This window comes from Streptococcus sp. HMSC077F03, from assembly GCF_001812375.1.
GTDB classification, from domain to species: Bacteria; Bacillota; Bacilli; order Lactobacillales; family Streptococcaceae; genus Streptococcus; species Streptococcus oralis_S.
Map to the genome: position 1 here is coordinate 304,610 of NZ_KV808793.1, position 24,021 is coordinate 328,630.

Genomic DNA, 24,021 nt, shown 5'->3' on the forward strand with positions numbered 1-24,021 from the left:
TCTTATCTCCTACTCACATTATTTATTAAAGTGTCCGTAGTTGTTTCTTAACCTCGTCCTTACTCACCGTATCATTAAAGAACGGCAAACCCACAATCCGATAATGTTCATCATCAACTAGCGTCCTCGCCTCATCTCGTTCAGAAATCTGACGCAAGAATTCCTGCTTCCAGCCTTCCTTACTATTTTTGAAAGTATTATCTGCGTCTAAGAACTGACTTCCTTTTGGTTCAATGAAAATCTGCCAAGAAACATTTCCTGTCTTTTTGTCGTTAGCAAACATGAGAAAGTCTGGTTCAAAGGCTTGACCTTTATCGAAACTATAAATCTTCACAGCTTTTTCATTTCGGAGCAAGTAAATATCTGACCATTTTTCTTCAAGTTCCGCCATCAAATCCTTAATCAACCGAACAAGAAGTTTTTCTTCACTTGTGCCAAAGTTATCATCGTAAGCGTACCAGTCCAGATTATCCAAATCTTCGAAATATTGGGTTTCGGCTGGATTTTTCTGCGACAAGCCAAACTCTGCTTGCCTTTGGTGATTGATGGTATATTTCCGTAAAATATTATCCTCAAACAGGTCTTTAATCTTATACTGTTCAAATTTTTCTGAACCGAAGAAGCGTTCCTCGGTCGCAATCAAATCTTTTTCAATGTGATGGAGAAGTTTTTCCGTGATGTATAGTTTATCGTCTGGAGTTAAATCCTCCACTAGTTTGTACTGAGACTCCACTCGCATATCAATATCTGAAAGCATATTAATGAAACTAGCAACACTTGCAAGCCCTACAAAAGCTTTTTGAAGATTATCGAATGAAAACTTCTTATTACGATTGATAGCCGTTCTGACGATATTGCCTCTGATAACCTTACCAAATTTAAAGGTCATAGCACCTAATGCTTCCGAGACGTAAGTTGTCTCGTCGAACGCTTCAATATCTCGAACACCATGAGTTGGAAGTTTAACTTCGAACGACTGGGGAATAAAGTTGGTATCAAAAAGATTTTCCTGACGTTGCTCTAACAATTGTTCATAAGATAATCGTTTGTTCATCCAAACGACACCATCTGTGTAGGTTCGAGTTTTTTTGAATGACTCCTTAAGCTTCAGTTCACGCTCTTCCAGATTTAGGTCATCGAAAATACCAGACTCTCGCAAGACTTGCTTGAGCTCTGAAATGTATTGAGGATTATTGGAAGAATGATAATGGAGTTGTTCAATCACCCGAAGTTCATGATTTTCATTTTCGTCAAATTTTCGAGTGTATTTTTCTTCAAAATTATCACCAATGACAAAAGGATAATAGCGAGCACCACGGCCAATCAACTGCTTCTCGGTATTGGTAGTTTTTCCAGCGACAAATCCATTTTTTGTGGTCTTACCATCACGGGTGTCATAAAGTCGGACAATGTCGAAAAGATTGAGAACATCCCAGCCTTCATTAAGCATATCCACGGCAAAAATCGCACGGATTTCATTTATCGGTTGTTCCAAGGTATTGAGGAGAGTGAGGCTGTCTTTGTTCTTGTTTTTTCCGTCCACTAATAGCAGGCGTTCTTTTCGAAAATCTTCCTGAAGCTCTGCAATCAAGTCAGCATCAGAAATGCTAACTGTCTCGAAGTAAGCAAACACTTTTTTTAAGATACTAGATTTTTCGTCCATTTCTGAAACGAGGTCACGCTGTGCTTGAATATCTTCTATAGAAAGATTCTCTAACACCCACAAAAATGCGTCCAGATTTTCTTGACTCTCAGCAATCTTCTGTGACTTGAACATGACCAAGGGTTTTAGGTTGATACCATTTTTCAGAGCGATTTTCTTGCGATATTGACTGACAAGAATAGCTTGAAGCATACGATGGTTAACATCACCATCTACTAAGTGAAAGAGAACATCTTTCGAATACTTGTCCAGTCGAAATTCCTTCAAATCATATTTGAAAAGTAAGGATTTTTCGTACTTTTGAGCTAAGGTTGGATTTTTTAGGTCAATCGTTGCCGTAAATTCAAAAATACTGGATTTTTTAGCGGTTTTCTGGATAGCTTCAATGGTAGACGTCCAGCTGGTGTTGTCTTTTTTCTCGTTTGTATCCAGTCCAGCGTTCAAGTGATGGGCTTCATCCGCCAACATGACAACAGAAATATCCTTGAATTGCTCATAAGACAGACGGTTTTCTCGTGGCGTGTTGAGGTCTTGGTGGAGTTTCTGGATAGTGGTGAAAACGATATTGATGCTATCATCACGGCTATCTGAAAAATCTGTCACTTCACGCACGGTCACAATTTGCCCGTCCATGACAATTTTATCCGCAAAAAGGTATTTATCAGAAGCACTTTCCAAGAAATTATCCTTAGTTTTGGTAAGAATATTGTCGTTATTAACGAAGAAGATGAAGTTCCGCTCGCCTTGCTGGTATTTTTCCAGGATAACCGCCGCCATCAAGAGTGTCTTACCAGAACCAGTCGCCATATTGTAGAGGACTTGCTCTGGAATCGCACGATTTTCATCTGATTTATAGTATAAATAGCGTCCAATCGCTTCCTCTTGATAAGAACGCAAAGAGTGTTTCAGGTTTTTAGTAATGTAATCTGGCAAATCTACTCGAAAGCTTTTGAAGCCAGAGCGACTGACGGTGTCATAGGTTTCGTAAATGAAAGGCATAGCTTACTGTTCCTTTCCGTAGAAAGTATGATTGAGCTTTTTATCTTGAGCGGAAATCTCGTAATCAATATCGTCAATATCCGAGTAATTCACGTAGAGATTGTTGTTATCGATAATCTCAGACAGGACTTGTTTCTGTTCTGCTAGAGAAAGTTGAGAAAACTCATTTGGCTTCAACTTTTTCGGGTCAATGCGATAAGATAAGAAGGATGATTTTTTGGCAAGTTCAAATAGATCCAGTAGTTCTTCTGTTATTGTCGCTTCGGAAATAGCATTTTTGAAGTCTTGGGCGTCATTTTTAAGTTCAGCGTAAACAAAGCTACCGCCACCAGTCCAGTTGACGTCTTTTGAGATGCCACCTTGTTCACTAGCAATTACTTTTTTCAAACGTTCCACAGAAACTGTCTCAATATAGTCCATCTGCTCAATTCCAATGTATTGGCGGTTCATTTTGTGGGCGACGGCGGCTGTAGTACCTGACCCGAGGTGGTAATCGAGGACAATATCGCCTTCATTCGTAGCAATTTCTATAATTCTTTTAATTGTTCCTTCGGGCTTAGGGAACATAAAAACTTTTTCTCCAAATAATTCCTGAAGATGGATTGTTCCTTTTTCGCTATTAACTTCTTTATCCCACCACACAGAACGTGCCATAGTGCTACTTTTGCGATATTTTTCCTGAATTGACCATCCGCCATCTTTCATCGGTCTAGCCATTACGTGAATATTTTTGTTTTCAATAAATTTAGGCTTACCCCATCGCCAAACAGTTTGAATTCCACGCGACTTTTTAGGCATCACTTCTATTGAATACTCTTCAGTTCGAACCTCAGAAACTTTATAGAATCCTGAATCATCTTCTGAATTAGGATTAACATAAATTGGATAAGCAAGGTTAGGGCGATTCCCAATATGAAAAGCTGTATTCCTATTTCTAAGCTCTCGAATATCAAATCCGCCGAATTCATCTTCAAATTTAAATTTCTTGTCTGGATCATCAATTAAATTTAACTCGGCAAATGGTCGCTTATATACATAAATGAACTCGTGCATATTGGCAATACCACCATAGTCTCGTCCACGGGGATTATTTACAACGGTCACTAGCTCCACGAAGTTTTCTCTTCCAAAAATTTCATCCATTAAAACACCCAGATATTTTACTTCGTTATCGTCTAAGTGTACAAAAATAACCCCATCATCGCTCAATAGAGTTTTGGCAATTTCGAGTCTATTCTTCATAAAAGTCAACCAAGTTGAATGATTGAAACTATCATTATATCCAAAAGAGTCGTTTCCAGTGTTATACGGAACATCAATATAAATCAACTTAACTTTTCCAGCAAAGCGTTTTTTCAAACTATGCAGAGCGATAAGATTATTCCCTTTAATAATAAGATTATCAGTATCTTTTATCTCTTCCACGTTATGCTCGCCAGTTTCGTCATAGCGTTTAAAGTTGGTCAAAACCTTATCATCCAGTAAACGATTAATTTCCGTTGGTGCAAGCGTTTCGTTAAAGAAAATCTCTTGACGTTTAGCATCATCCTTAGTCTGTCCAGCCTCAAGTACACAGTCTTTGTACGGAAAATTTAAAACAACTTCTTGATTTTCTGAAAGATACTTGTCGCCAGTCGCTAAACCGATTTTCGTTTTGTAAGCAGTAAAGCTGTCAGGGAGAAACTCCTTATTATTCAAAAAATGTAAAAAGACATCTTTCTTAAAGACGAGAATACCTGTCTCCAGCTTAGAAAAGAAGTGATTAGAGATCTTTTCATCACTCATCAAGAGATTTAGGAGTTCAGGATTATACTGTCGTGCTAATTCAGCCAGTTTATTTTTATTGAGTGCGCCTTCCACCATAAAGGTGTCATTTTGTGCCAGAAGCTGTTCCAGTTCTTGTTTCATATAAAGTTTACCTTTCAGTTATAATTTAGCGAAGGACTGATAGGATTCCTTTATTATGAATATAATAAAGGAAGGGTACCCTTCGGGTTTTTCAAATTTTTCTGATTCTATTATAGCATATCTTGAGTCATTTCTCACAATCTTCTTGTTGCTTACCAACTTCCAATTTCTTCAAAAAACTAGAGATAGAAGCAAGCTATCTCCTTTTAATAATTTTAAGTTAGATTGGAAGTAAGTTGATGAGAAAAACTTTGAGATATTTCATGATTCAAGTAACGATAAAATTCCTAAGATGCACTTGTCTGCTTGAATATTCAGTTGAAGTAAAATCTTTGAAGATAGCAATCAACCCTATAGCCTGTAATATACTTTCCCCAATAATCCACACTCTACAACACCATTGTCTGCCCATATATCAGATTTTTCTCCTCAAGATACTCTTTCAATTCGAATTTGGAAATTTATTTCCAGACTGTAAATTTTACATAAAAAAAGCTGGACTTCCTTAACAAACAGAGTAATCCTTCTCGAGTATTAACAAATTAATTAATAAAGAAATTATGAACGACTATAACATTAAACAGAATTAATCAAACTGGGCAAGTTTTTACCTCTTTGATTATCAAAATAAAAATAATCCCTTTTCCTCAAAATAATAGTATAATAGAGGTAGAATTTAGAAAAGAGGTAGGCCCATGGCTGTTAAATTTACAAAAACGGATGACTTGGACAAGATGTTTGAAGAGTTTGCTAAACTTCCTGATCTCACTCAGGTCACTTTTCCAGATGACAATGATAAAAAAGAAAAAGTTGAGAAGAAAAAATAGATGACACTTTTCCAATCTCTTCCTCCTAGTGTATTACAAGCGGGAGCCATTTTTCTCTCCATCATCATCGAAGCCCTTCCTTTTGTTCTGATTGGGAGTCTCATTTCCGGCTGGATTGAAGTCTATATCACACCAGATAAAGTCACTGAGTTTCTCCCTCGCAATCGTTGGGGGAGGATCTTTTTTGGTACCTTCATTGGCTTTCTCTTTCCCTCTTGTGAGTGTGGAATTGTCCCGATTATCAATCGTTTTCTGGAAAAGAAAGTGCCCAGCTACACGGCCGTTCCCTTTCTGGTGACTGCTCCCATTATCAATCCTATCGTTCTTTTCGCCACATATTCTGCCTTTGGCAATTCATTAAAACTTGCCTTCTTGCGAGCGCTGGGAGCCATTGTGATTGCTTTGGTGCTTGGAATTTTCCTAGGATTTTTCTTGAAGGAACCCATTCAAAAAGAGAATCCTATCGCTTGCCATGAACATGACTTTTCACACTTGACTCCTGCTAGAAAGTTCTTTCAGGTCTTTATACAAGCTATTGATGAGTTTTTCGATATGGGACGTTACTTGGTCTTTGGCTGTCTCTTTGCGGCTATCGTGCAGGTCTATGTCCCGACTCGGATCCTGACCTCTATCAGTGCTAGTCCAGTCCTTGCGATTCTCTTGCTCATGTTTCTTGCCTTTCTCCTCTCTCTTTGTAGCGAGGCGGACGCCTTTATCGGTGCTTCTCTCCTCTCGAGCTTCGGCCTAGCGCCAGTCCTTGCCTTTCTGGTCATTGGCCCCATGCTTGATATCAAAAATCTCCTCATGATGAAACACTATCTCAAAGCGCGCTTCATCTGGCAATTCATGGGCATTGTGACAGTGCTTGTCTTGCTTTATTCTTACATGTTGGGGGTGATGCTATGATCCGATTTATCATTCTACTAGGTTATTTTGCTCTGACCCTTTATCTGCAGCTATCTGGCAAGCTCAGTCACTACATCAACCTCCACTATTCCTATCTAGTCTATATCTCCATGATCCTTTCTCTTCTGTTGGCTCTGGTCCAATTCTATATCTGGATCAAGAAAATCAACTCTCACAGCCATTTAGAAAGTCGTCGAGCTAGACGAATCAGCATCCTTTTACTGTCACTACCTTTGTTGATTGGGGTTGCCTTTCCTACAGTAAGTTTGGACTCGAGAACCGTATCTGCCAAAGGATATCATTTCCCACTTGCTGAGGGAATCAACACAGCCATTCAGGCAAGCGAAGGCACATCCAGTCAATACCTCAAACCCGATACCAGCACCTATTTTTCCAAATCTGCTTATGAAAAGGAAATGAGGGCTACAGCTGATAAATACATCTCCCAGCCAACCATTCAAGTCACTGATGAAAACTACATGGAGGTCATGGAAGTTCTCTATGACTATCCTCAAGAGTTTGAAGGAAAGAAAATCGAATTTACAGGCTTTGTCTATAACGATCCTAGCCATCCAGATAGCCAGTTCCTCTTTCGCTTTGGCATCATCCACTGTATCGCAGACTCTGGAGTATATGGACTCCTGACCAAGGGGAACTCACGCCAGTATCCTGACAATGCTTGGATAACCGCTAGAGGAACCCTGACTCTCCACTACCATAAAGAACTCAAACAAAAACTCCCAACACTAGAAGTTGAGAGTTTCACAAAAGTAGACAAACCAGAAAATCCTTATGTCTATCGCGTGTTTTAATAAAAAGTAGCCTTTGTAGGCTACTTTTTTTGTCCATTATATGAATTTCATTCTATCTACTCTTTCGAATTGATAGCAAACTCTTACTCTCCACCCTTCCAGTTCCGAGCAATCTCTTCATCTTTCTGGAGTTGGTCTACGAGCTCGTCGATGGAGTCAAACTTGACCATATCTCGGACACGGTCCAGCCAGTAGACCATAACTGTCTCACCGTAAATATCGTCTGAAAAGTCGAAAATATTGACTTCAAAACGTGGTTCTTCACCATCAAAGGTAACATTTTTTCCAACACTTGCCATGCCACGATATCTCTGACGTTGCACTTCGATATCGACTACGTAAACACCATCTGCTGGCATGTAAGTTCGGTCTCTTAGAACTAGATTGGCTGTTGGATAACCAATAGTCCGCCCACGAGCATTTCCATGAACGACCATTCCACGAGATGGGAGCGGAGTGCCGAGCAGATGATTGACTTCCTTGACATCTCCATCAAGAATAGCTTGGCGAATCCGTGTAGAACTAATCTTGCCCTTTTCATCCTCAACTGGAGGAACAATGATAATCTCTCCATCAAAATAGTCCTTCAGTTCATCCGCAGTTTTCTTATCTGAGCCAAAGGTATAGTCAAATCCTGCTACAATAATCGCTGGTTTTAAAGCTCTAACATATGTATCAAAGAATTCTTGACCCGTTAAACTAGCAAATTTGCTACTAAAGTCTAGCAAGAAAAGAGCCTCTACTCCGTGCCACTTCATCTTGTGCTCCCGCTCCTCATGATTAACGATGTGAAGCATGAGCTCAGGTTGGTAAGGTTGTAAGGCAAGTTTTGGCGATTCTGTAAAGGTCATCACGACAACTGGCAGATAGTCCTTCATCGAAGCCTTACTGGCCACTTCAAAAAGTTTCTGATGACCCTTGTGGATGCCATCAAAATAACCTAGTACAAGGACTGTTTTTCCCGGTACTGCAATATCTTTTTCGTTCTTAATAGGTACTGTTGTAATCATGAAACTATTATATCATAGAGCCAGTCTTTTCGCTAAGAGGAAATCCCAAATGTCGTTTTTTGCGCCTGAACTGACCTTGATAGACAATTCAAGCTATGAGTTTTTAAAAATAGCACCTCCTAAGAGATGCTATCGTTTGGTAACTAGTCTACTGTTTCTTCTAAGTCTTTTAACTTAACCGAGACAATTTTAGACACACCTGATTCTTGCATGGTCACTCCATAGATAGAATCAGCTGCCGCCATCGTCCCCTTACGGTGAGTTACGACGATAAACTGACTATCCTTATCAAAGCGGTTGAGGTAATCCCCAAAACGTTTGACATTGGCTTCGTCCAGCGCCGCCTCTACCTCGTCCAAGATGACGAAAGGAATAGTCTTAACTCGGATGATTGAGAAGAGCAGAGCCAGAGCAGATAGGGCTTTTTCACCACCACTCATGAGGTTGAGTGATTGGATTTTCTTACCTGGTGGTTGAACAGAAATCTCCACACCAGCTGTTAAAAGATCGCCCTCAGTCAATATCAAGTCTGCTTGACCTCCGCCAAACATCTGTCTAAAGGTCACTTTAAAGGACTCACGAATAGCCTCAAAGGTTGATTTGAAGCGTTCCTTAACCTCATCATTCATCTCTGTGATAGTCTCAAGAAGTAGGTTTTTAGCAGACAAAATATCATCTCGTTGGCTATTTAGAAAGTCTAGACGGTTATGAACTTCTTCGTACTGGTCAATTGCGTCCAAGTTGACAGGCCCCAGTGAGCGAATAGCCTTCTCAAGATCTTTAACCTCTTGCTCTGCCAGATTGAGATTTTCCAGTTCATGCGCTTTTTCTAGCGCCTCATTATAGCTGATCTGGTACTGGTCTGTTAGTTGAGCTTGTAGATAGCGCAAGCGTTCGCTGACCTTTTCTTTCTTGGCTTCAGCACGTGTTTGTTTACGAATCCACTCCTCATTCTGCTGACGAGCCTGATCCAAATGGCTGGCAATATCATCCAGTTGACCCTCGATATCATCCAACTCAAACTGCTTGCGAATCAAACCTTGTTGGAGGTTTGTTTTCTGAGTTTTGGCCTCTTCCACCTGCTGACTTAGCAAATCCGTATCCACTTTCTCAAGATTATCAACCTTTTCTTGGAGGAGACGCTGAATCTCCTCTTGCTCGATATCCAGATTATCCAGTTCCTTACCTAGGCGTTCAATATCAGTCACTTCGTACCGCTTTTGTCCTTGCAGTTCGGACTTAAGCAAGCGCGCTTGAGAAATCTGTTCCTGCAAGTTTTGATAACGTTCTTGAATAGCGTTTTTGTTAGACTTAATCTCTTCAATCTCAGCTTCCAGATTTTGCTTTTCACTGGCGATAGTAGCGAGGCGCTCTTGGCATTTTTCCTTGTCCGCTTGCCAATCTCCTTCAGATAGGCGATTTAATTCCTCTTCTTGAAGTTTCCAAAGCGTTTCCAGTTCTTCGACCTGCTGATTGGTTTGTTGATAAGCAAGATACAAGCCTTGCTCCTGAATACGAGCTTGCTCACCCTGAGATTTGATAGCTTCTAATCTTTCAGTCAATACCGCCATCTCATCTTGCAAGGTCTTCAAACTCGCTTCTTCTGACCGCAAGTTAGCTTCTTCCTCAGCAATTTCTTTTTGTAATTGCTCCAGCTCTGGCTTGATGAAAATACTGTTGTTTTGACGATTGGCACCCCCCGCGTAGGAACCACCTGTACGCAACTCTGTCCCATCAAGCGTCACCACACGAACCTGATAGCGAACTTGACGAGCTGCCGTACGCGCGTGTTCTACTGTGTCAAAGATAGCCGTCGTAGCAAGCAAGTTCTTAAAAATGGCTTCTAGTCTCTTATCAAACGACACCAACTCATCTGCCATTCCCAGAAATCCTGGACTTGCAGCGATAGCATCTTGGTTCTGACTAGAAATCGTACGCGCCTTGATAGTCGTCAATGGAAGAAAGGTTGCACGACCAGCTCTGTTACGTTTTAGGAAATCAATCGCCTTTGTTGCCGCGTTTTCATCTTCTACAATGATATGCTGACTGCTAGCTCCAAGCGCAATCTCCAAAGCAGTTTGATAATGCACTTCAAAGGTCAAATGTTCACTGACTGCACCAATGATCCCACCAAGACGGTCTTTTTCTTGGAGAACACTCTTAACACCCGCATAAAAATTACTATGATTTCTAAGGATATTCTCTAAGCTCTGGGCTCGAGCCTGCTTATTCTTGAGACTGTCCAGACGGTCAAAGAGTTGGCTCTGCTGGGCTTGGAAAGAAACTTTCTGCTCCTCTTGCTCCTTGGCACTAGCTTGGTAGTCAGCCAATAATTTCTGAACCTGCTCCTTGGCAGTTTCAAGCTCAGCCTGCTGTTGACTGGCCTTTTCTTTAGCTGTAGCCAGTTGTTCTTTCAGTTTCTCAAGTTGATCAGCTTGTTTTTGAGACAGCTGACGGCTGTTTTCCAACTCATTCTCGATGCGGGTCAGTTGGTTGGAGACATCCGCTTCTTCTTGTAAAAGCGCCACAAAACGTTCACGCAAGAGTTCAATCATTTGGTCAGGATCATCTGAAAATGCCAACAACTCTGCTTCTAGGCGATTGAGTTCCTTGTTGTTTTCAGCTAGACTTTTCTCTAACTGTTCCAAGTTCGCTTCTTTTTCAGCCTTTTCCTTACTTAAAACCTTTCTCTTATCTTCCAAAGTCGCCAAACGGGTTTGTGCCTCTTGTTGATTGAGGGCTACTTGCTCAGATTCCAGTTTGGATAGGGCTAGTTTTCGCTCTAAGTCACTGATCAAACTAGTCAAATCCATCAAACTTCCTTGGTCTTTAGCCATTTCAGCTTGGAGATCTTGGCGTTTCTTTTTAAGAGTTTGATTTTCCTCTTCTAACTCTTCACGCTTTTGGTAATAGCTAGTCAAAAGTTCCTGAACCTGCGTTAGCTCTTCTTCTGTTAGCTCTAGTTCAGCCTTGTTTTCCTTGATTTGAGCAACCAGTACATCCAAGTAAATCGCCTTGCGTTGACCATCCAAGTTAAGAAACTTACGAGCATTTTCAGCTTGTTTTGCAAGGGGCTTGATTTGATTATCCAACTCGAAGATAATGTCTTCTAAGCGGTCGAGATTGTCTTGAGTTTGTTGCAGTTTGCTTTCTGTTTCTTTTCGACGAGTCTTGTATTTTAAAACCCCAGCAGCTTCTTCAAAAATAGCTCGGCGTTCTTCGGGCTTGGAGTTAAAAATTTCCTCAACCTTCCCTTGAGAAATGATAGAGAATGAATCCCGTCCCAAACCTGTATCCAAGAAAAGGTCGTGCACATCACGCAAGCGAACTTTTTTGCCATCAATCCGATACTCGCTATCACCACTACGATAGATATGGCGTTCTACCTTAATAACTTGCCCCGCATCCTTGATAAAGCCATCTTCATTGTCCAAGGTCACGATAACAGAGGCATAATTGAGCGGTTTACGACTTTCAGTCCCAGCAAAGATAACGTCAGGCATCTTGCCACCACGAAGACTCTTGACACTGGACTCTCCCAAGGCCCATCGCAGACTTTCTGTGATGTTTGATTTCCCAGAACCATTGGGCCCAACGACAGCTGTCACACCTTGGTCAAAGACGACCTTGGTCTTGTCAGCAAAGGACTTGAATCCCTGAATCTCAATCTCCTTTAAATACATGAATCCAGCCCTTTCTCAACTGCATTTTTGGCGGCCTCTTGTTCTGCCAATTTTTTAGAACGGCCTTGACCTTTTCCGATACTCTTGCCTTCAACCAGAACTTCTACATTAAAAACCTTATCATGAGCAGGCCCTGTCTCAGAGATAACCTGGTAGCGAATATCTACATCTCCATTGACCTGGAGCAACTCTTGCAGATGTGTCTTGTAATCCTTAATCATTTCAAAGTCACCTGCTTCAACCTTGGGAATCATGACCTGATAGATAAACTCTTTTACTCTAGCAACATCCTTGTCTAAAAGCAAAGCACCCAGAAAGGCTTCAAAAGCATCTCCAAGAATAGTGTCACGATTGCGACCACCAGACTTTTCTTCCCCTTTTCCTAGCTTGATAAACTGATCAAACTGGCAATCACGCGCAAAACCAGCCAAACTCTCCTCACGGACAATCATAGCACGGAGTTTAGACAAATCTCCCTCTGGTTTCTTAGGATATTTTTTATAAAGATATTCTGAAATCAATAATTGCAGAACAGCGTCTCCTAAAAATTCCAAGCGCTCATTGTGTGAAATTTTTAAGAGGCGGTGCTCATTGGCATAACTCGTATGAGTAAAGGCCGTTTCCAGTAAGTTTTTGTCTGCAAATTCGATTGCAAAACGCTTCTTTAGTACAGTTTGTAATTCTTTCATACCAACCTCTTTCTAACTGATAACAGTCTCTTTTATTATAACAAAAAAAGCCCCCTGAGTCACTTTAAAACGGGAGTGAAGGGGATTTGAACATTTTTTAGAACAAACTTTTTATTTTTAGGGGAAAACTTGGGGCGTGATAAAGAAAAAAGCCTTATGTAAGGCTTTCTTAGACTTTTTACATCCACCCTGAGGGAATCGAACCCCCATCTCAAGAACCGGAATCTTACGTGATATCCATTACACTAAGGGTGGAAACTTGTCTTATTATAACAGAAATTTGCTCTAATAACAAGTTTTTTATGGGTGGACTAAGCGTCCATTAGTGGGATGCATCCCCGTTCCAGATAGAGTTTTTCACGATCACATAATCAACGTGTTTGAGGTCCGCAACCTTGCGTCCACCTGCGTAGGAAATAGCACTTTGCAAGTCCTGCTCCATCTCAGTAAGGGTGTCTTGCAAATGCCCTTTAGCAGGCAGTAAGATGCGCTTACCTTCCACATTTTTATAGGCTCCTTTTTGATATTGAGAAGCTGAACCATAGTATTCTTTGAACTGTTCGCCATCGACTTCAATCGTCTTTCCTGGGCTTTCGATATGTCCTGCAAAAAGGGAACCAATCATGACCATGCTGGCACCGAAACGGATAGACTTGGCAATATCACCATGAGTACGAATCCCACCATCAGCGATGATCGGTTTACGCGCAGCCTTGGCACACCAACGTAGGGCAGCCAACTGCCAGCCACCTGTACCAAAACCTGTCTTGACCTTGGTAATACAAACCTTACCAGGACCGATTCCAACCTTTGTTGCATCCGCACCAGCATTTTCCAATTCACGAACAGCTTCTGGTGTTCCCACGTTACCAGCAATGACAAATGTATCTGGTAATTCTTTCTTGATGTGTTGGATCATAGAAATCACGCTATTCGCATGACCATGAGCAATGTCAATCGTGATATACTCAGGAGCATCAGCCTTGAGTTGGCTAACAAAGTCATACTCGTAATCCTTGACACCGACAGAGATGGATGCAATAAGGCCTTGATCGTGCATGCGTTTGATAAAAGGAATGCGCCCAGCCTCATCAAAACGATGCATAATGTAGAAGTAGCCACCTTTAGCCAGTTGCTCTGCTACGTTCTCATCCAAAATCGTCTGCATATTTGCTGGCACAACAGGTAGTTTGAAAGTGTGATTTCCAAGTGTGACACTCGTGTCTGCTTCTGCACGGCTTTTAATGACACATTTATTTGGGATCAACTGAATATCTTCGTAATCAAAAATTGGAAATTCATTTAACATATCGATGTCTCGTTTCTTTTGTAATGACCTACCTATGCTTGCGCATCTCTACGCCTTTTCCGACGTTTCCTTAATTAATTATAAACCAAAGTACAGTTTTTGTCAAATATTTTTAATAATCAAATTATATTGTTCGGTTTTTGCTTGTAAAATTGAGAGAGAAAGAGGAGAGATTAAATTCTCTCCTCTTCTTCAATCTTAATAATACTCACCTTGACGGTAGTCCCATGAGTTAAAGGTATCTGACAAATGCATCATGATTTTATCAATGTCAAGCCCTTTGCGGATAACAACTGGAGCTGGTGAGATTGAACGGTCTCCTCCTTGTTCTGGGATGAGTTTTCCGTCTTTATCGACCATAGATACCATCACACCTTGCTCGTAGCGCGTTTCAATCGTTTTATCGGGTTGGATGGATGCCACATAGTCGTCTGCTTCGATGACAAGGTCCACTGCTCCTTCGATACGTTCTCCGATACCTTCCACCTTACCGCGGTTTCCTTTACCAGATGGGTTAGCTGATGAGGCGTAGACCATTTTACCTTCTTCCCAAAGTTTGGCAGCCAACTGTTCACCAGCTTTACCAAACTTGATGACAAAACAGCTAGTACCACGAACGTCAGTCATAAGTTCTTCACGACCATCACCGTATGCTTTAAGTTTTTCAAAAGCTTCTGGTTTCCATGGAAGGATACAACCTAGAAGAATGTCTTCGTCCCAATGTTTTTGGTAGAAGACTTCAATTTCTGGGTTGAGTTGTGCTAAAGCGCGTAGCTCGTCCATGCTACCACAAAGTACAACACCTGGTTTGTTACGGTTACGCTCTTTAGCTTCAAATTTGCGTTCAAGACCTGCCTTATCGCTCGTCATGATGATGTAACCAACTTTTGTGGGGCAAACGATGCAACCTCCCTCACCTTTTAAAATGTCATAGCCTTCTTGTGAAAGTGTCCCGTTCCATTGAATGTGTTTTGTCATAGTTCTATAGTTCCTTTTCTATTTTTCTATTCCTGCCAGTAGGCTGGTCGTTGTTTTTCATAGGCAGCAATCAAATCTTCATACTGCAAAGTAATTCCGATATCATCCAAACCATTTAAAAGCTTGTGTTTCCATTCTCTATCAATTTCGAAAGTGAATTCTCCGACTGGTGAGATGATTTTTTGTTGTTCCAAGTCCACAGTTACCTGGTCGGTCGGTTTGAGTTGGGCTAGTTTCTCTCTAACCTCCCTAGGTTGGACAATAGGCAGCATGCCATTATTGAGTTCATTATTGTAATGAATATCCCCAAAAGAACCTGCAATCACGACCTTAAAACCATAGTCGGCTAGAGCCCAAGCTGCGTGTTCTCTCGAAGAACCTGCCCCAAAGTTATCCCCTGAGATGAGAATACTGGCTTTACGATATTCAGGTCGGTTAAAAACAAAGTCTGGATCCTCGGTGTAGTTATCGTCTAGATAACGCCAAGCATACATAAGGTACTTACCAAAGCCTTTTTTATCAATTAACTTGAGAAACTGCTTGGGGAGTATTTGGTCAGTGTCGATGTTATCATTCATGAGAGGAACGGTCGTTCCTGTATAAACTGTAAATTTCTCCATATCCTCTCCTTACTGGGCCTCTGGCATTTGCCGAACATCTACGAAGCGCCCTGCGATAGCCGCTGCAGCTGCCATGGCTGGACTGCAGAGATGGGTCTTAGCACCAAATCCCTGTCTATCTTCAAAGTTGCGGTTGCTGGTTGAGGCACAGTGGACCCCATCAGGGACTTTGTCCGGATTCATCCCCAGGCACATAGAGCAACCTGGGTCTCTCCACTCAAAGCCAGCGTCTAAGAAAACCTTATCCAAGCCCAACTTCTCAGCAGCTCGTTTGACAGGACGAGAGCCTGGAACCACGATAGCAGTTAAGTTAGGAGCTATTTTCTTCCCTTTGACAAATCGCGCGGCCAGTTGTAAATCGCTGAGACGAGCATTGGTACAAGACCCGATAAAGATATAACCTAGTTCAATATCCGCTGGCTTTTGACCAGGCTCCAAGTCCATGTAATGATAAGCTCGCTCATCATTCATATCCTTAATTTCTGGAAAACTACTGTCAAAGTCGACGCCCATAGCAGGATTGGTTCCCCAAGTCACCATAGGAGCCAAGTCTGAGACATCCATCTGGATAACCTTATCATAAACAGCATCATCATCGCTGACAAGCGTCTTCCAGTCAGCAACCGCCTCCTCGAAAGCTTCGGGGACGCATTCCCGTCCCTTGAGATAGTCATAGGTAGTCTGATCTGGATTCATGATTCCCATCTTGGAGCCAAACTCGATGGACATATTGCAGATGGTCATTCTCTCTTCCATGGTCAGTGCATCAATTGCTTGCCCACGATATTCCACCACATATCCCACACCACAAGCAACACCATACTTGGCAATTAAGGCGAGAATGTAATCCTTAGAATAAACTCCTTTTTGAGGAACACCAGTGAACTCTACCAGCATTTTCTTGGGTTTGACCTGCCAAAGGGTCTGGGTAGCAAAGACATGCTCGACCTCACTGGTCCCAATCCCAAAGGCGATAGCCCCGAAAGCTCCGTGAGTAGCTGTATGACTGTCTCCACAGACGATGAATTTTCCTGGTTGGGTCCGTCCTGTTTCTGGACCTACCATGTGAACGATTCCCTGCTTTTCAGAACCATGGGCAGCATGTTCAATCCCAAACTCCTCAACATTTTCAGCAAGCTTATCAATTTGAGCCTTAGAAATGACATCTCGAATATCGTAGATATTGACCGTTGGTACATTGTGGTCAAAGGTTCCGAATGTCAAGTCGGGCCGTCTCAATCTGCGCCCCGCATCTCGTAATCCTTGAAAAGCTTGGGGACTAGTCACTTCATGAATATAGTGCTGGTCCACATACATGAGTTGGGGCTGCCCTTCTTCTCCTGTGATGACATGACGGTCCCATAATTTATCAAAAATCGATTTTCCTGCCATCCATTACCTCCAAATAAAATATAAGGCTACTAGTGTGGTCACCATCCCTAGAAACCAAACTGTTTTAAAGTACCATTTTCTAGTCTTGTGGTGAAAGGTGATTCCTGCCAACCAGGCACCAAAACCACCAAAAGTAAAGGCTAAAATGAGTAAGATTTTCTCTGGGACGCGCCAAGCACCTCTTCTTGCCTTGGATTTGTCAATGCCATAAATCAAGAAAACCAGCAAATTCCAAATCAAGAGGGCAAGTGTTATTCCTTCATTTATCTTCATAATCTTTCAATGATAGCTTCTGTCATTTCCTTGGTCGAAGCCTGTCCTCCAATATCTCTTGTTAAAATGCCAACCGCTAAACTAGCTTCAACAGCACGTTCGATACGCTCCGCATCTTCATAACGTCCAAAGCTATCTCTCAACATCATGGCAACTGACAAAATCATGGAAATAGGATTGGCAATTCCTTGACCTGCAATATCAGGTGCCGAACCATGAATAGGTTCATAAAGACTTGGACCTATTTCAGAATGACTAGCTGATGGCATGACTCCAAGCGTGCCAGATAGAACGCTTGATTCATCAGATAGAATATCTCCGAAAAGATTTTCCGTCACGATGACATCAAACTTGGCAGGATTGGTAATCATGAGCATGGCAGCTGAGTCCACCAACTGGTGTTCCAAGGTTACATCTGGGAAATCCTGAGCGACTTCCTCAGCTACTCTCCGCCAGAGTTTTGAAGTCGCTAGAACATTTTGCTTATCGATACTAGTAACGATTTTTCTGCGACTTCTTGCGATTTCAAATGCCTTGCGAATGATCCGCTCTACTTCCTCATAGCTGTAGTCGTTGATATCACGCGCTTTTCGCTCTTCAAGGATATGATCCCCAAAGTAAATTCCACCTGTCAACTCACGCACCACGACAAAGTCTACACCAGCAATTCGTTCCGGTTTGAGAGGTGACAAATGCTTGAGACTATCAAAAATCTTAACAGGGCGAATATTGGCATAAAGATTGAGTTCCTTACGAAGAGCCAGCAAGCCTTGTTCAGGCCGAACCGATGCTCCATCATACTGAGGACTACCGATAGCCGCAAGGAGAATAGCATCTGCTTCTCTACATGCCTTGAGGGTTTCATCAGGTAAGGGATGCCCCACAGCATCAATACCCGCACCTCCAAAGGGGCGTCTGTCTATCTCATAGTTAAATCCTGTTTTTGAAGCTAGAGCTTCCAGAACCGCTAAACCAGCTTCCATGATTTCTGGACCGATTCCATCCCCTGCTAGAGCTACTATTTTCTTTGTCATAGCCTTCTCCTTTACACACTAGGCATGTCTCGGTAGGAAACGCTATGCCCCATCTCACCTGCATTCTCTTTTTGAACAAAAGTATTGGCATTGATATAAGCAATAGCCGAAGCCTTCAATACATCGAAATCGAGACCTGCTGCGTTAAAGATGGTTTCTGTATCTCTGTTTTCAACAGTGACCAAGACACGAGCCTGGGCATCGATACCATCTGTTACCGCGTCAATAGTATAGGACACCAAGCGGACAGATTGGTTAAAGAACTTATCGATAGCGTTAAAGATCGCTTCAACGGAACCTTGCCCTGTCGCATTAAATTCGACTTTTTCACCATCCATATTGGCCAGGCTAACGAGAGCTTCAATGTCATTATCTGCATGAGTTTGAAGTTGTAAATCATCAAAGTGGAAGCCTTCTGGATTTTCAACCATGGTTCCAGCTACCAGAGCTCGAATATCTGCATCCGTGATTTCTTGCTTTTTATCAGCTAACGCCTTGAACTTAGCAAAGAGTGGTTTGATATCCTCTTCTGTAAAGTCTAGAGCCAATTCCCTTAGTTTCTCAACAAAGGCATGGCGACCAGACAATTTACCAAGTGGAAGGCTATTACTCTTGACACCGACCAATTCAGGTGTGATGATCTCATAAGTGAGAGGATTTTTAAGGACTCCATCTTGGTGAATACCAGACTCGTGAGAAAAGGCATTACCACCAACGACAGCTTTATTTTTAGGAACTGGAATACCAGAGAAGCGAGAAACCATTTCAGACGTATTCATTGTTTCATCCAAAACAATATCACTAGTTGCTTGGAAGAAATCCTCACGAATCTTCAAAGCAACAGCTACTTCTTCAAGAGCAACATTACCTGCGCGTTCACCGATACCATTAATAGTTCCCTGGACACGTCCAGCACCGTGTTTAATTGCTGTCAAAGTATTTGCAGTTGCCATACCGAGATCATCGTGACAGTGGACACCAAAGACAACTTTATGATCTGATTTAATATTTTCAGTCAAGTAATCAAAGATACGAGCAAACTCTTCTGGAGTCGTAAAGCCAACTGTGTCAGGGATATTGATATAAGATGCACCTGCATCGACCGCTGTTTGAACGACTTGTAAGAGGAAATCCAACTCTGTTCTAGTCGCATCTTCAGGAGAGAATTCGACGATTTCAAACTTAGAACGAGCATAAGAAACATGTTCCTTGATAGCTTCTAAAATCTCTTCCTTGCTTTTATTGAGCTTATACTTGCGGTGAATCGGACTGGTAGCGATAAAGACATGAATTTGAGGATACTTGGCATCCTTAAGAGCCTCATAACAAGCATCAATATCAGATTTTACAGAACGAGCTAATCCTGTCACTGCTGTTTTTTTCATGGCTTTAGCAATTTCTTGAACAGCTATAAATGAATCTGGACTAGCAGCCGGAAAACCAGCTTCAATTACAGAAATTCCCCATTTCTCCAGCTGTCTTGCAATGGAAACTTTTTCCTTTATTGAGAAGTTAACACCAGGTGTTTGTTCCCCATCACGAAGGCTTGTATCAAAAAATTCAACTTTACGCATAAGATTTCCCCTTTTCCAAATGTGGTTTTAAAAAAACATCTCGCTCAGAAGCCCAAGCGAGATGTTGATTTACTCCCGCTTGGTAAGCCAAACAGGACTAATGCTTTTGCACTAGCCCGAGTACCTCAACAACAAAGCAAATTGATTAAACTTAGCTGTTTTCATGTTTGACTTTCTCCTTCGTTTGATATCTTGTTTAGTATTTTAGCATAGCTAAAAACACTTGTCAAGAAAAAATCCAATATTTTCTGAAAATTTCTTCAGTAAAGAATATTTTGCTAATTGAAAGTATTTGAAAACTCAAGTAACCTTCCTTATTTTTTCACAGTCAAGTTCCAACTTCTTTCGATGAGTTCTAACACTTCTTCATCTTGCAAACTATCATCAAGCGCCAGACTAAGCCAGTAGCGTTTGTTCATATGAAAGGCTGGATAAATGCCTTTTTTTGAAAGTAAGTCAGCTACTTGGTCGTGTTTAATATTGACTGCTTCGGCTAGCCCTTCTCTCCCCTTCTCCAGCTTATCCCATGGGATTCTCATCACAAGAGCATACCATTTTTGATTGTCTTCATGGCGCAATACAGCTGTATCAGGAGACTTTTCCCACAGATACTCCAACTGATTACCATACTTTTCCTGAATCTTATCAATGATACGCTTAGTCTGAGGGCAGATAAAATCCTGTACATCAAAGCAGGCCTTCCGAATCTGGTAAAGAATCTCCAAACAAGCCTCACGGACACTTCCGACAAAACTTCCCCTCATACTTTTCATATGTACTTGAGGATAAAGGTCACCCGTTTCCTGGTCAAAAACAAGAAAACTCACATTATCAGGAGTGATGGAGACTGTCATGAAAAAGTCACCCTGCAAAATCTGGCAACTATAGGTCCAGACTTCCCCATTTTCTACAAAACCATAGGCATGAGCTTTTTCTTTATTAAACTGATAGGATTTAAAAATTTCAAACATAAGTGAAAACTGCTACCAAAAGCTAGCAGTTCCTTTCTATTTTTTAAAAGACAACCTTGGTTCCATGCAATTGTGTCACGCCCAACTGTTCGATAAAGGTTTGACGGTTATCCAAGTCAATCCCCCCACCTGGTAAGATTTCAATTTTACCTTTAGCCTGTTCCAAAATTCTGTGATAATGAGCGAAACGTTTCTCTAGCGAATCTCCAGACACACCAGCACGAGTTAAGATACGAGTGACTCCGACTTGGCTGAGCCAGTCAATGGCTTCCAACTGGTCTTCATCACTCAATTCATCAAAGGCCATGTGAAAGACAATTTCCATTCCTTTAGATGCGGCAATCAACTTCTCAAGATTAGGCTTATCTAACTTCTTATCAGCAGTTAAAGCCCCAAATACAACCCCTTGACTTCCAGCCTGAGTAGTCAAACGAATGTCTTCTAGCATGATCGCTATTTCAAGATCAGTATAGACAAAGTCGCCACCACGTGGACGAATCATAGTCATGATGGTGGTGTCGTAGTTAGCTGCCAGTTCAACCGCTGCCTTGGTCACTCCATAGCTAGGTGTTGTTCCACCCACTGCTAGATTGTCACAAAGTTCGATTCGACGAGCTCCAGCCTGCATCGCTTTTTCAAGCAAGGTCACATTTTCAGCACAAAATTCGTAAATCATTTGATTCTCCTTGATGTTTTCTTTAAATTTATTATATCATATTATTTTAACTATGCTTTCATTTTTATCAAGGCAAATAACTACTATTTTTATCTATTCTTTGTCAGGAATGACTTTAAAGAGATAGTAGGTGATAAAGATAGTCAAGGCTCCCAGACCGATTTTGACTGGCAAAAGAGGGGCAAAATAAATAGAAATCCCCATCAAGATATAGATAGATACGATGATTTTTTTCTTTCGTTCTCGCGCTATTGACTTGGTTTCCCGAAAGTCCGCTACATAAGTCTGATAAAGCTTTGTATGATAAAGCCAGTCTTCAAAACGCTTAGAAGATTTTGAAAAGCAAGCGATAGCTAACAAAAGAAAGGGCGTTGTTGGCAAAAGTGGTAATACAACTCCAATAACAGCTAAAGCCAGTGAAATAAAGCCAATACTGAGGTAAATGAGACGCATGATTTCTCCTAGATAAATTACTCTTCCTCTAGTTTCGCATACAAGGGGGAGATTTGTCAAGCTCCAGCCAAAAAGAGCCTGAAATTCATTTTCAGGACTCTGCATTTTATTTAATTTTCTCTTCTTCGTAGTCGCCATTACTACATACAACCTGCTTACCACCACCACGGACTTTTTTCTCCACAAGGAAGTGTCCGCATTTTGGACAGTCACGGCCAATTGGTTTGTCCCAGGAAGTAAACTCACATTCTGGGTAACGATTGCAACCATAGAAGATACGATTGCGCTTGGTTTTGCGTTCAATGATTTGTCCTTGATGACAGCTTGGACACTCGACTCCAATCTCCTTAACAATCGCTTGTGTATGACGGCAGTCTGGGAAGTTGCTACAAGCATAGAATTTACCAAAACGACCGAGCTTAATCACCATTGGACTGCCACAAACTTCACAGTCAAATCCAGCTGGCTCATCCTTGATCTGGATTTTTTCCATTTCGGATTCAGCCTTGGCTACTTCTTTGGAGAATGGTTTATAAAATTCGTCAATAACACGTTGCCACTGCTCTTTTCCAACTTCGACATCATCCAGTTTCCCTTCCATCTCAGCTGTGAAGGTCACGTTTACGATATCTGGGAAGTATTCAACGATGAGTTTATTGACAATTTCTCCCAGTTCTGTCGGTTCAAAACGTTTTGCTGCCAGACGAACGTAGTAGCGTTTTTGGATAGTTTCAATGGTCGGAGCATAGGTTGACGGGCGTCCAACTCCATTTTCTTCCAAGGTCTTGATAAGAGTCGCTTCCGAATAGCGAGCTGGCGGTTGAGTGAAATGTTGTTCTGGCTTGCTATTGACCTGCTTGACCACATTTCCTACTGCCATATCTGGCAACATTTTATTCTTATCAGAATCATTATAAATGGCAAGATAACCATCAAACTTAACCTGACTACCATTGGCAGCAAATTGAACCCCATTTTGAGACAATTTAACAGCCATGGTATCAAAGATAGCGCCTGTCATCTGGCTAGCCACAAAACGGTTCCAGATCAGGGTATAGAGCTTGAGCTGGTCTTTGTCCAAGTACTTAGCGATGCTTTCAGGTGTGTTAAAGACACTAGATGGACGAATGGCTTCGTGGGCATCCTGAGCACCTGAGGCATTCTTGACCTTGCTACCATGCTTGGAATACTTGCTACCAAAACGGTCGTTAATGTAGCTTGCAGCTTCGTTCTGAGCCACAGGACTGATACGAGTCGAGTCAGTACGCATATAGGTAATCAAACCTTGCACACCTGATCCGATATTGATCCCTTCATAGAGCTGTTGAGCCACCATCATGGTCTTTCGAGTACGGAAATTAATTTTGTTAGCCGCATCCATTTGCATGGTTGAAGTTGTATACGGTAGGGGCGCATTGCGTTTGCGTTCTTTCTTATCTACCTGGTCTACTGTGAAATCTTTACTAGTCAAATGGGACAAGACTTCTTTGACCTCTTCATTGGTGGTCAATTTCATCTTTTTGCCATTCATACCATAGAAAGAAGCCTGAAATTGTTTGGTTCCCTTCTTAAAAACACCATCAATTGTCCAGTATTCTTCCGGTTGGAAGGCATTGATTTCATTTTCACGGTCAATGATGAGTTTAAGGGCAACTGACTGCACGCGCCCTGCTGATAAGCCCTTCTTAACCTTTTTCCACAAAATAGGCGAAATCGAATACCCTACCAAGCGGTCCAAGACACGACGAGCTTGTTGGGCATCGACCAAGTCCATGTCAATCTTGCGAGGTTTTTTAAAGGCATTTTTTACTGCGTCTTTGGTGATTTCATTAAAAACCACACGGTTGGCATCATTCTCATCCAAATCAAGGATATGAGCCAAATGCCAGGAAATTGCTTCTCCTTCACGGTCCGGGTCACTCGCCAGAAAGACTTTATTGGACTTTTTAGCTTCTTTTTTCAAGTCATTAATGAGAGGGCCTTTTCCACGGATATTGATATACTGCGGTTCATAGTTATTTTCAATGTCGACCGACATACTGGATTTTTTCAAATCACGTATATGCCCGACACTGGCTAAAACCTTGTAATTTCTGCCTAGATATTTCTCAATCGTTTTCGCCTTGGCAGGAGACTCTACGATGACTAGATTTTTTTTAACTGTTGATTTTTTCTTCTTTGTTGCCGTAGCCACACTATCACACCTTTTCAAAGTAATAAACTTTATAAAGTGTAAACCATTTT

19 protein-coding genes and 1 tRNA gene are annotated in these 24,021 nt (G+C 41.6%); 3 read left to right on the forward strand and 17 right to left on the reverse strand.

Translation table 11 applies throughout. The annotated features are described in order from the left end of the window. Positions 1 to 25: 25 nt before the first annotated feature. Together HMPREF2853_RS06705 and HMPREF2853_RS06710 are read right to left on the reverse strand one after the other, a co-directional pair. Positions 26 to 2,662 carry a DEAD/DEAH box helicase family protein gene (locus tag HMPREF2853_RS06705; RefSeq protein WP_001115943.1) on the reverse strand — a complete coding sequence of 879 codons (2,637 nt, stop codon included), beginning with the start codon at positions 2,660 to 2,662 and terminating at the stop codon, positions 26 to 28. Between the two features lie 3 nt (positions 2,663 to 2,665). Beyond that, positions 2,666 to 4,570, reverse strand: coding sequence for a DNA methyltransferase (locus HMPREF2853_RS06710; RefSeq protein ID WP_000806989.1), 1,905 nt, complete (start codon positions 4,568 to 4,570; stop codon positions 2,666 to 2,668). Positions 4,571 to 5,265: 695 nt separating this feature from the next. On the opposite strand from HMPREF2853_RS06710, the gene HMPREF2853_RS10090 reads away from it, so the two are divergent. From HMPREF2853_RS10090 to HMPREF2853_RS06730, 3 genes are read left to right on the forward strand one after another with little or no spacing between them, the layout of a single operon-like run. Then, positions 5,266 to 5,397, forward strand: a complete 132-nt coding sequence (locus HMPREF2853_RS10090; RefSeq protein WP_000268699.1) for an SPJ_0845 family protein — start codon at positions 5,266 to 5,268, stop codon at positions 5,395 to 5,397. Then, a complete protein-coding gene (locus HMPREF2853_RS06725; protein ID WP_070535397.1) occupies positions 5,398 to 6,303 on the forward strand; it encodes a permease in 906 nt (301 codons plus the stop codon). After that, positions 6,300 to 7,115, forward strand: coding sequence for a TIGR03943 family putative permease subunit (locus tag HMPREF2853_RS06730; protein ID WP_070535399.1), 816 nt, complete (start codon positions 6,300 to 6,302; stop codon positions 7,113 to 7,115). The genes HMPREF2853_RS06725 and HMPREF2853_RS06730 overlap by 4 nt, the downstream gene beginning before the upstream one ends. 83 nt (positions 7,116 to 7,198) lie before the next feature. Here the strand turns inward: HMPREF2853_RS06730 and HMPREF2853_RS06735 are convergent, their stop codons facing one another. The 15 genes from HMPREF2853_RS06735 to topA all read right to left on the reverse strand — a co-directional run bounded on the left by HMPREF2853_RS06735 (position 7,199) and on the right by topA (position 23,971). Further along, a complete protein-coding gene (locus HMPREF2853_RS06735) occupies positions 7,199 to 8,125 on the reverse strand; it encodes a bifunctional riboflavin kinase/FAD synthetase (protein WP_000633645.1) in 927 nt (308 codons plus the stop codon). 143 nt (positions 8,126 to 8,268) lie between these two features. Then, positions 8,269 to 11,808: a chromosome segregation protein SMC gene (smc, locus tag HMPREF2853_RS06740; protein ID WP_070535401.1), complete on the reverse strand. Its 3,540-nt coding sequence runs from the start codon at positions 11,806 to 11,808 to the stop codon at positions 8,269 to 8,271. Continuing rightward, complete coding sequence (rnc, locus tag HMPREF2853_RS06745; RefSeq protein WP_000661471.1) at positions 11,799 to 12,497, reverse strand: ribonuclease III; 699 nt, start codon at positions 12,495 to 12,497, stop codon at positions 11,799 to 11,801. The genes smc and rnc overlap by 10 nt, the downstream gene beginning before the upstream one ends. 183 nt (positions 12,498 to 12,680) lie before the next feature. Further along, positions 12,681 to 12,752: transfer RNA gene (locus tag HMPREF2853_RS06750), tRNA-Arg, on the reverse strand. A 67-nt stretch (positions 12,753 to 12,819) separates the two neighbouring features. Next, a complete protein-coding gene (locus HMPREF2853_RS06755) occupies positions 12,820 to 13,806 on the reverse strand; it encodes a GMP reductase (protein ID WP_000931170.1) in 987 nt (328 codons plus the stop codon). Between the two features lie 198 nt (positions 13,807 to 14,004). Beyond that, positions 14,005 to 14,784, reverse strand: a complete 780-nt coding sequence (locus HMPREF2853_RS06760; RefSeq protein WP_049500019.1) for an L-threonylcarbamoyladenylate synthase — start codon at positions 14,782 to 14,784, stop codon at positions 14,005 to 14,007. Between the two features lie 26 nt (positions 14,785 to 14,810). Then, positions 14,811 to 15,404, reverse strand: a complete 594-nt coding sequence (leuD, locus tag HMPREF2853_RS06765) for a 3-isopropylmalate dehydratase small subunit (protein WP_000410638.1) — start codon at positions 15,402 to 15,404, stop codon at positions 14,811 to 14,813. Positions 15,405 to 15,413: 9 nt separating this feature from the next. Next, the gene (leuC, locus tag HMPREF2853_RS06770) at positions 15,414 to 16,796 is read right to left on the reverse strand and encodes a 3-isopropylmalate dehydratase large subunit (protein WP_000907569.1); all 1,383 of its coding nucleotides are present in this window, start codon (positions 16,794 to 16,796) and stop codon (positions 15,414 to 15,416) included. Positions 16,797 to 16,799: 3 nt separating this feature from the next. Next, positions 16,800 to 17,069 (reverse strand): DUF1294 domain-containing protein, encoded by a 270-nt coding sequence (locus tag HMPREF2853_RS06775; protein ID WP_000700094.1) that lies wholly within the window; start codon positions 17,067 to 17,069, stop codon positions 16,800 to 16,802. Beyond that, entirely contained in the window at positions 17,066 to 18,103 is a 1,038-nt protein-coding gene (gene leuB / locus HMPREF2853_RS06780) for a 3-isopropylmalate dehydrogenase (RefSeq protein WP_070535403.1), read from the reverse strand. The genes HMPREF2853_RS06775 and leuB overlap by 4 nt, the downstream gene beginning before the upstream one ends. Positions 18,104 to 18,114: 11 nt before the next feature. Next, positions 18,115 to 19,677 (reverse strand): 2-isopropylmalate synthase, encoded by a 1,563-nt coding sequence (locus HMPREF2853_RS06785; protein WP_001233209.1) that lies wholly within the window; start codon positions 19,675 to 19,677, stop codon positions 18,115 to 18,117. Between the two features lie 314 nt (positions 19,678 to 19,991). Next, on the reverse strand, positions 19,992 to 20,648 hold the full coding sequence (locus tag HMPREF2853_RS06790) for an MmcQ/YjbR family DNA-binding protein (RefSeq protein ID WP_000461563.1): 657 nt from the start codon (positions 20,646 to 20,648) through the stop codon (positions 19,992 to 19,994). A gap of 43 nt (positions 20,649 to 20,691) precedes the next feature. Then, the gene (locus tag HMPREF2853_RS06795; RefSeq protein ID WP_000638806.1) at positions 20,692 to 21,324 is read right to left on the reverse strand and encodes a copper homeostasis protein CutC; all 633 of its coding nucleotides are present in this window, start codon (positions 21,322 to 21,324) and stop codon (positions 20,692 to 20,694) included. Positions 21,325 to 21,417: 93 nt separating this feature from the next. Beyond that, the gene (locus tag HMPREF2853_RS06800; protein ID WP_001237224.1) at positions 21,418 to 21,777 is read right to left on the reverse strand and encodes a YbaN family protein; all 360 of its coding nucleotides are present in this window, start codon (positions 21,775 to 21,777) and stop codon (positions 21,418 to 21,420) included. Between the two features lie 106 nt (positions 21,778 to 21,883). After that, a complete protein-coding gene (gene topA / locus HMPREF2853_RS06805; RefSeq protein ID WP_070535405.1) occupies positions 21,884 to 23,971 on the reverse strand; it encodes a type I DNA topoisomerase in 2,088 nt (695 codons plus the stop codon). Between the last annotated feature and the right edge of the window lie 50 nt (positions 23,972 to 24,021).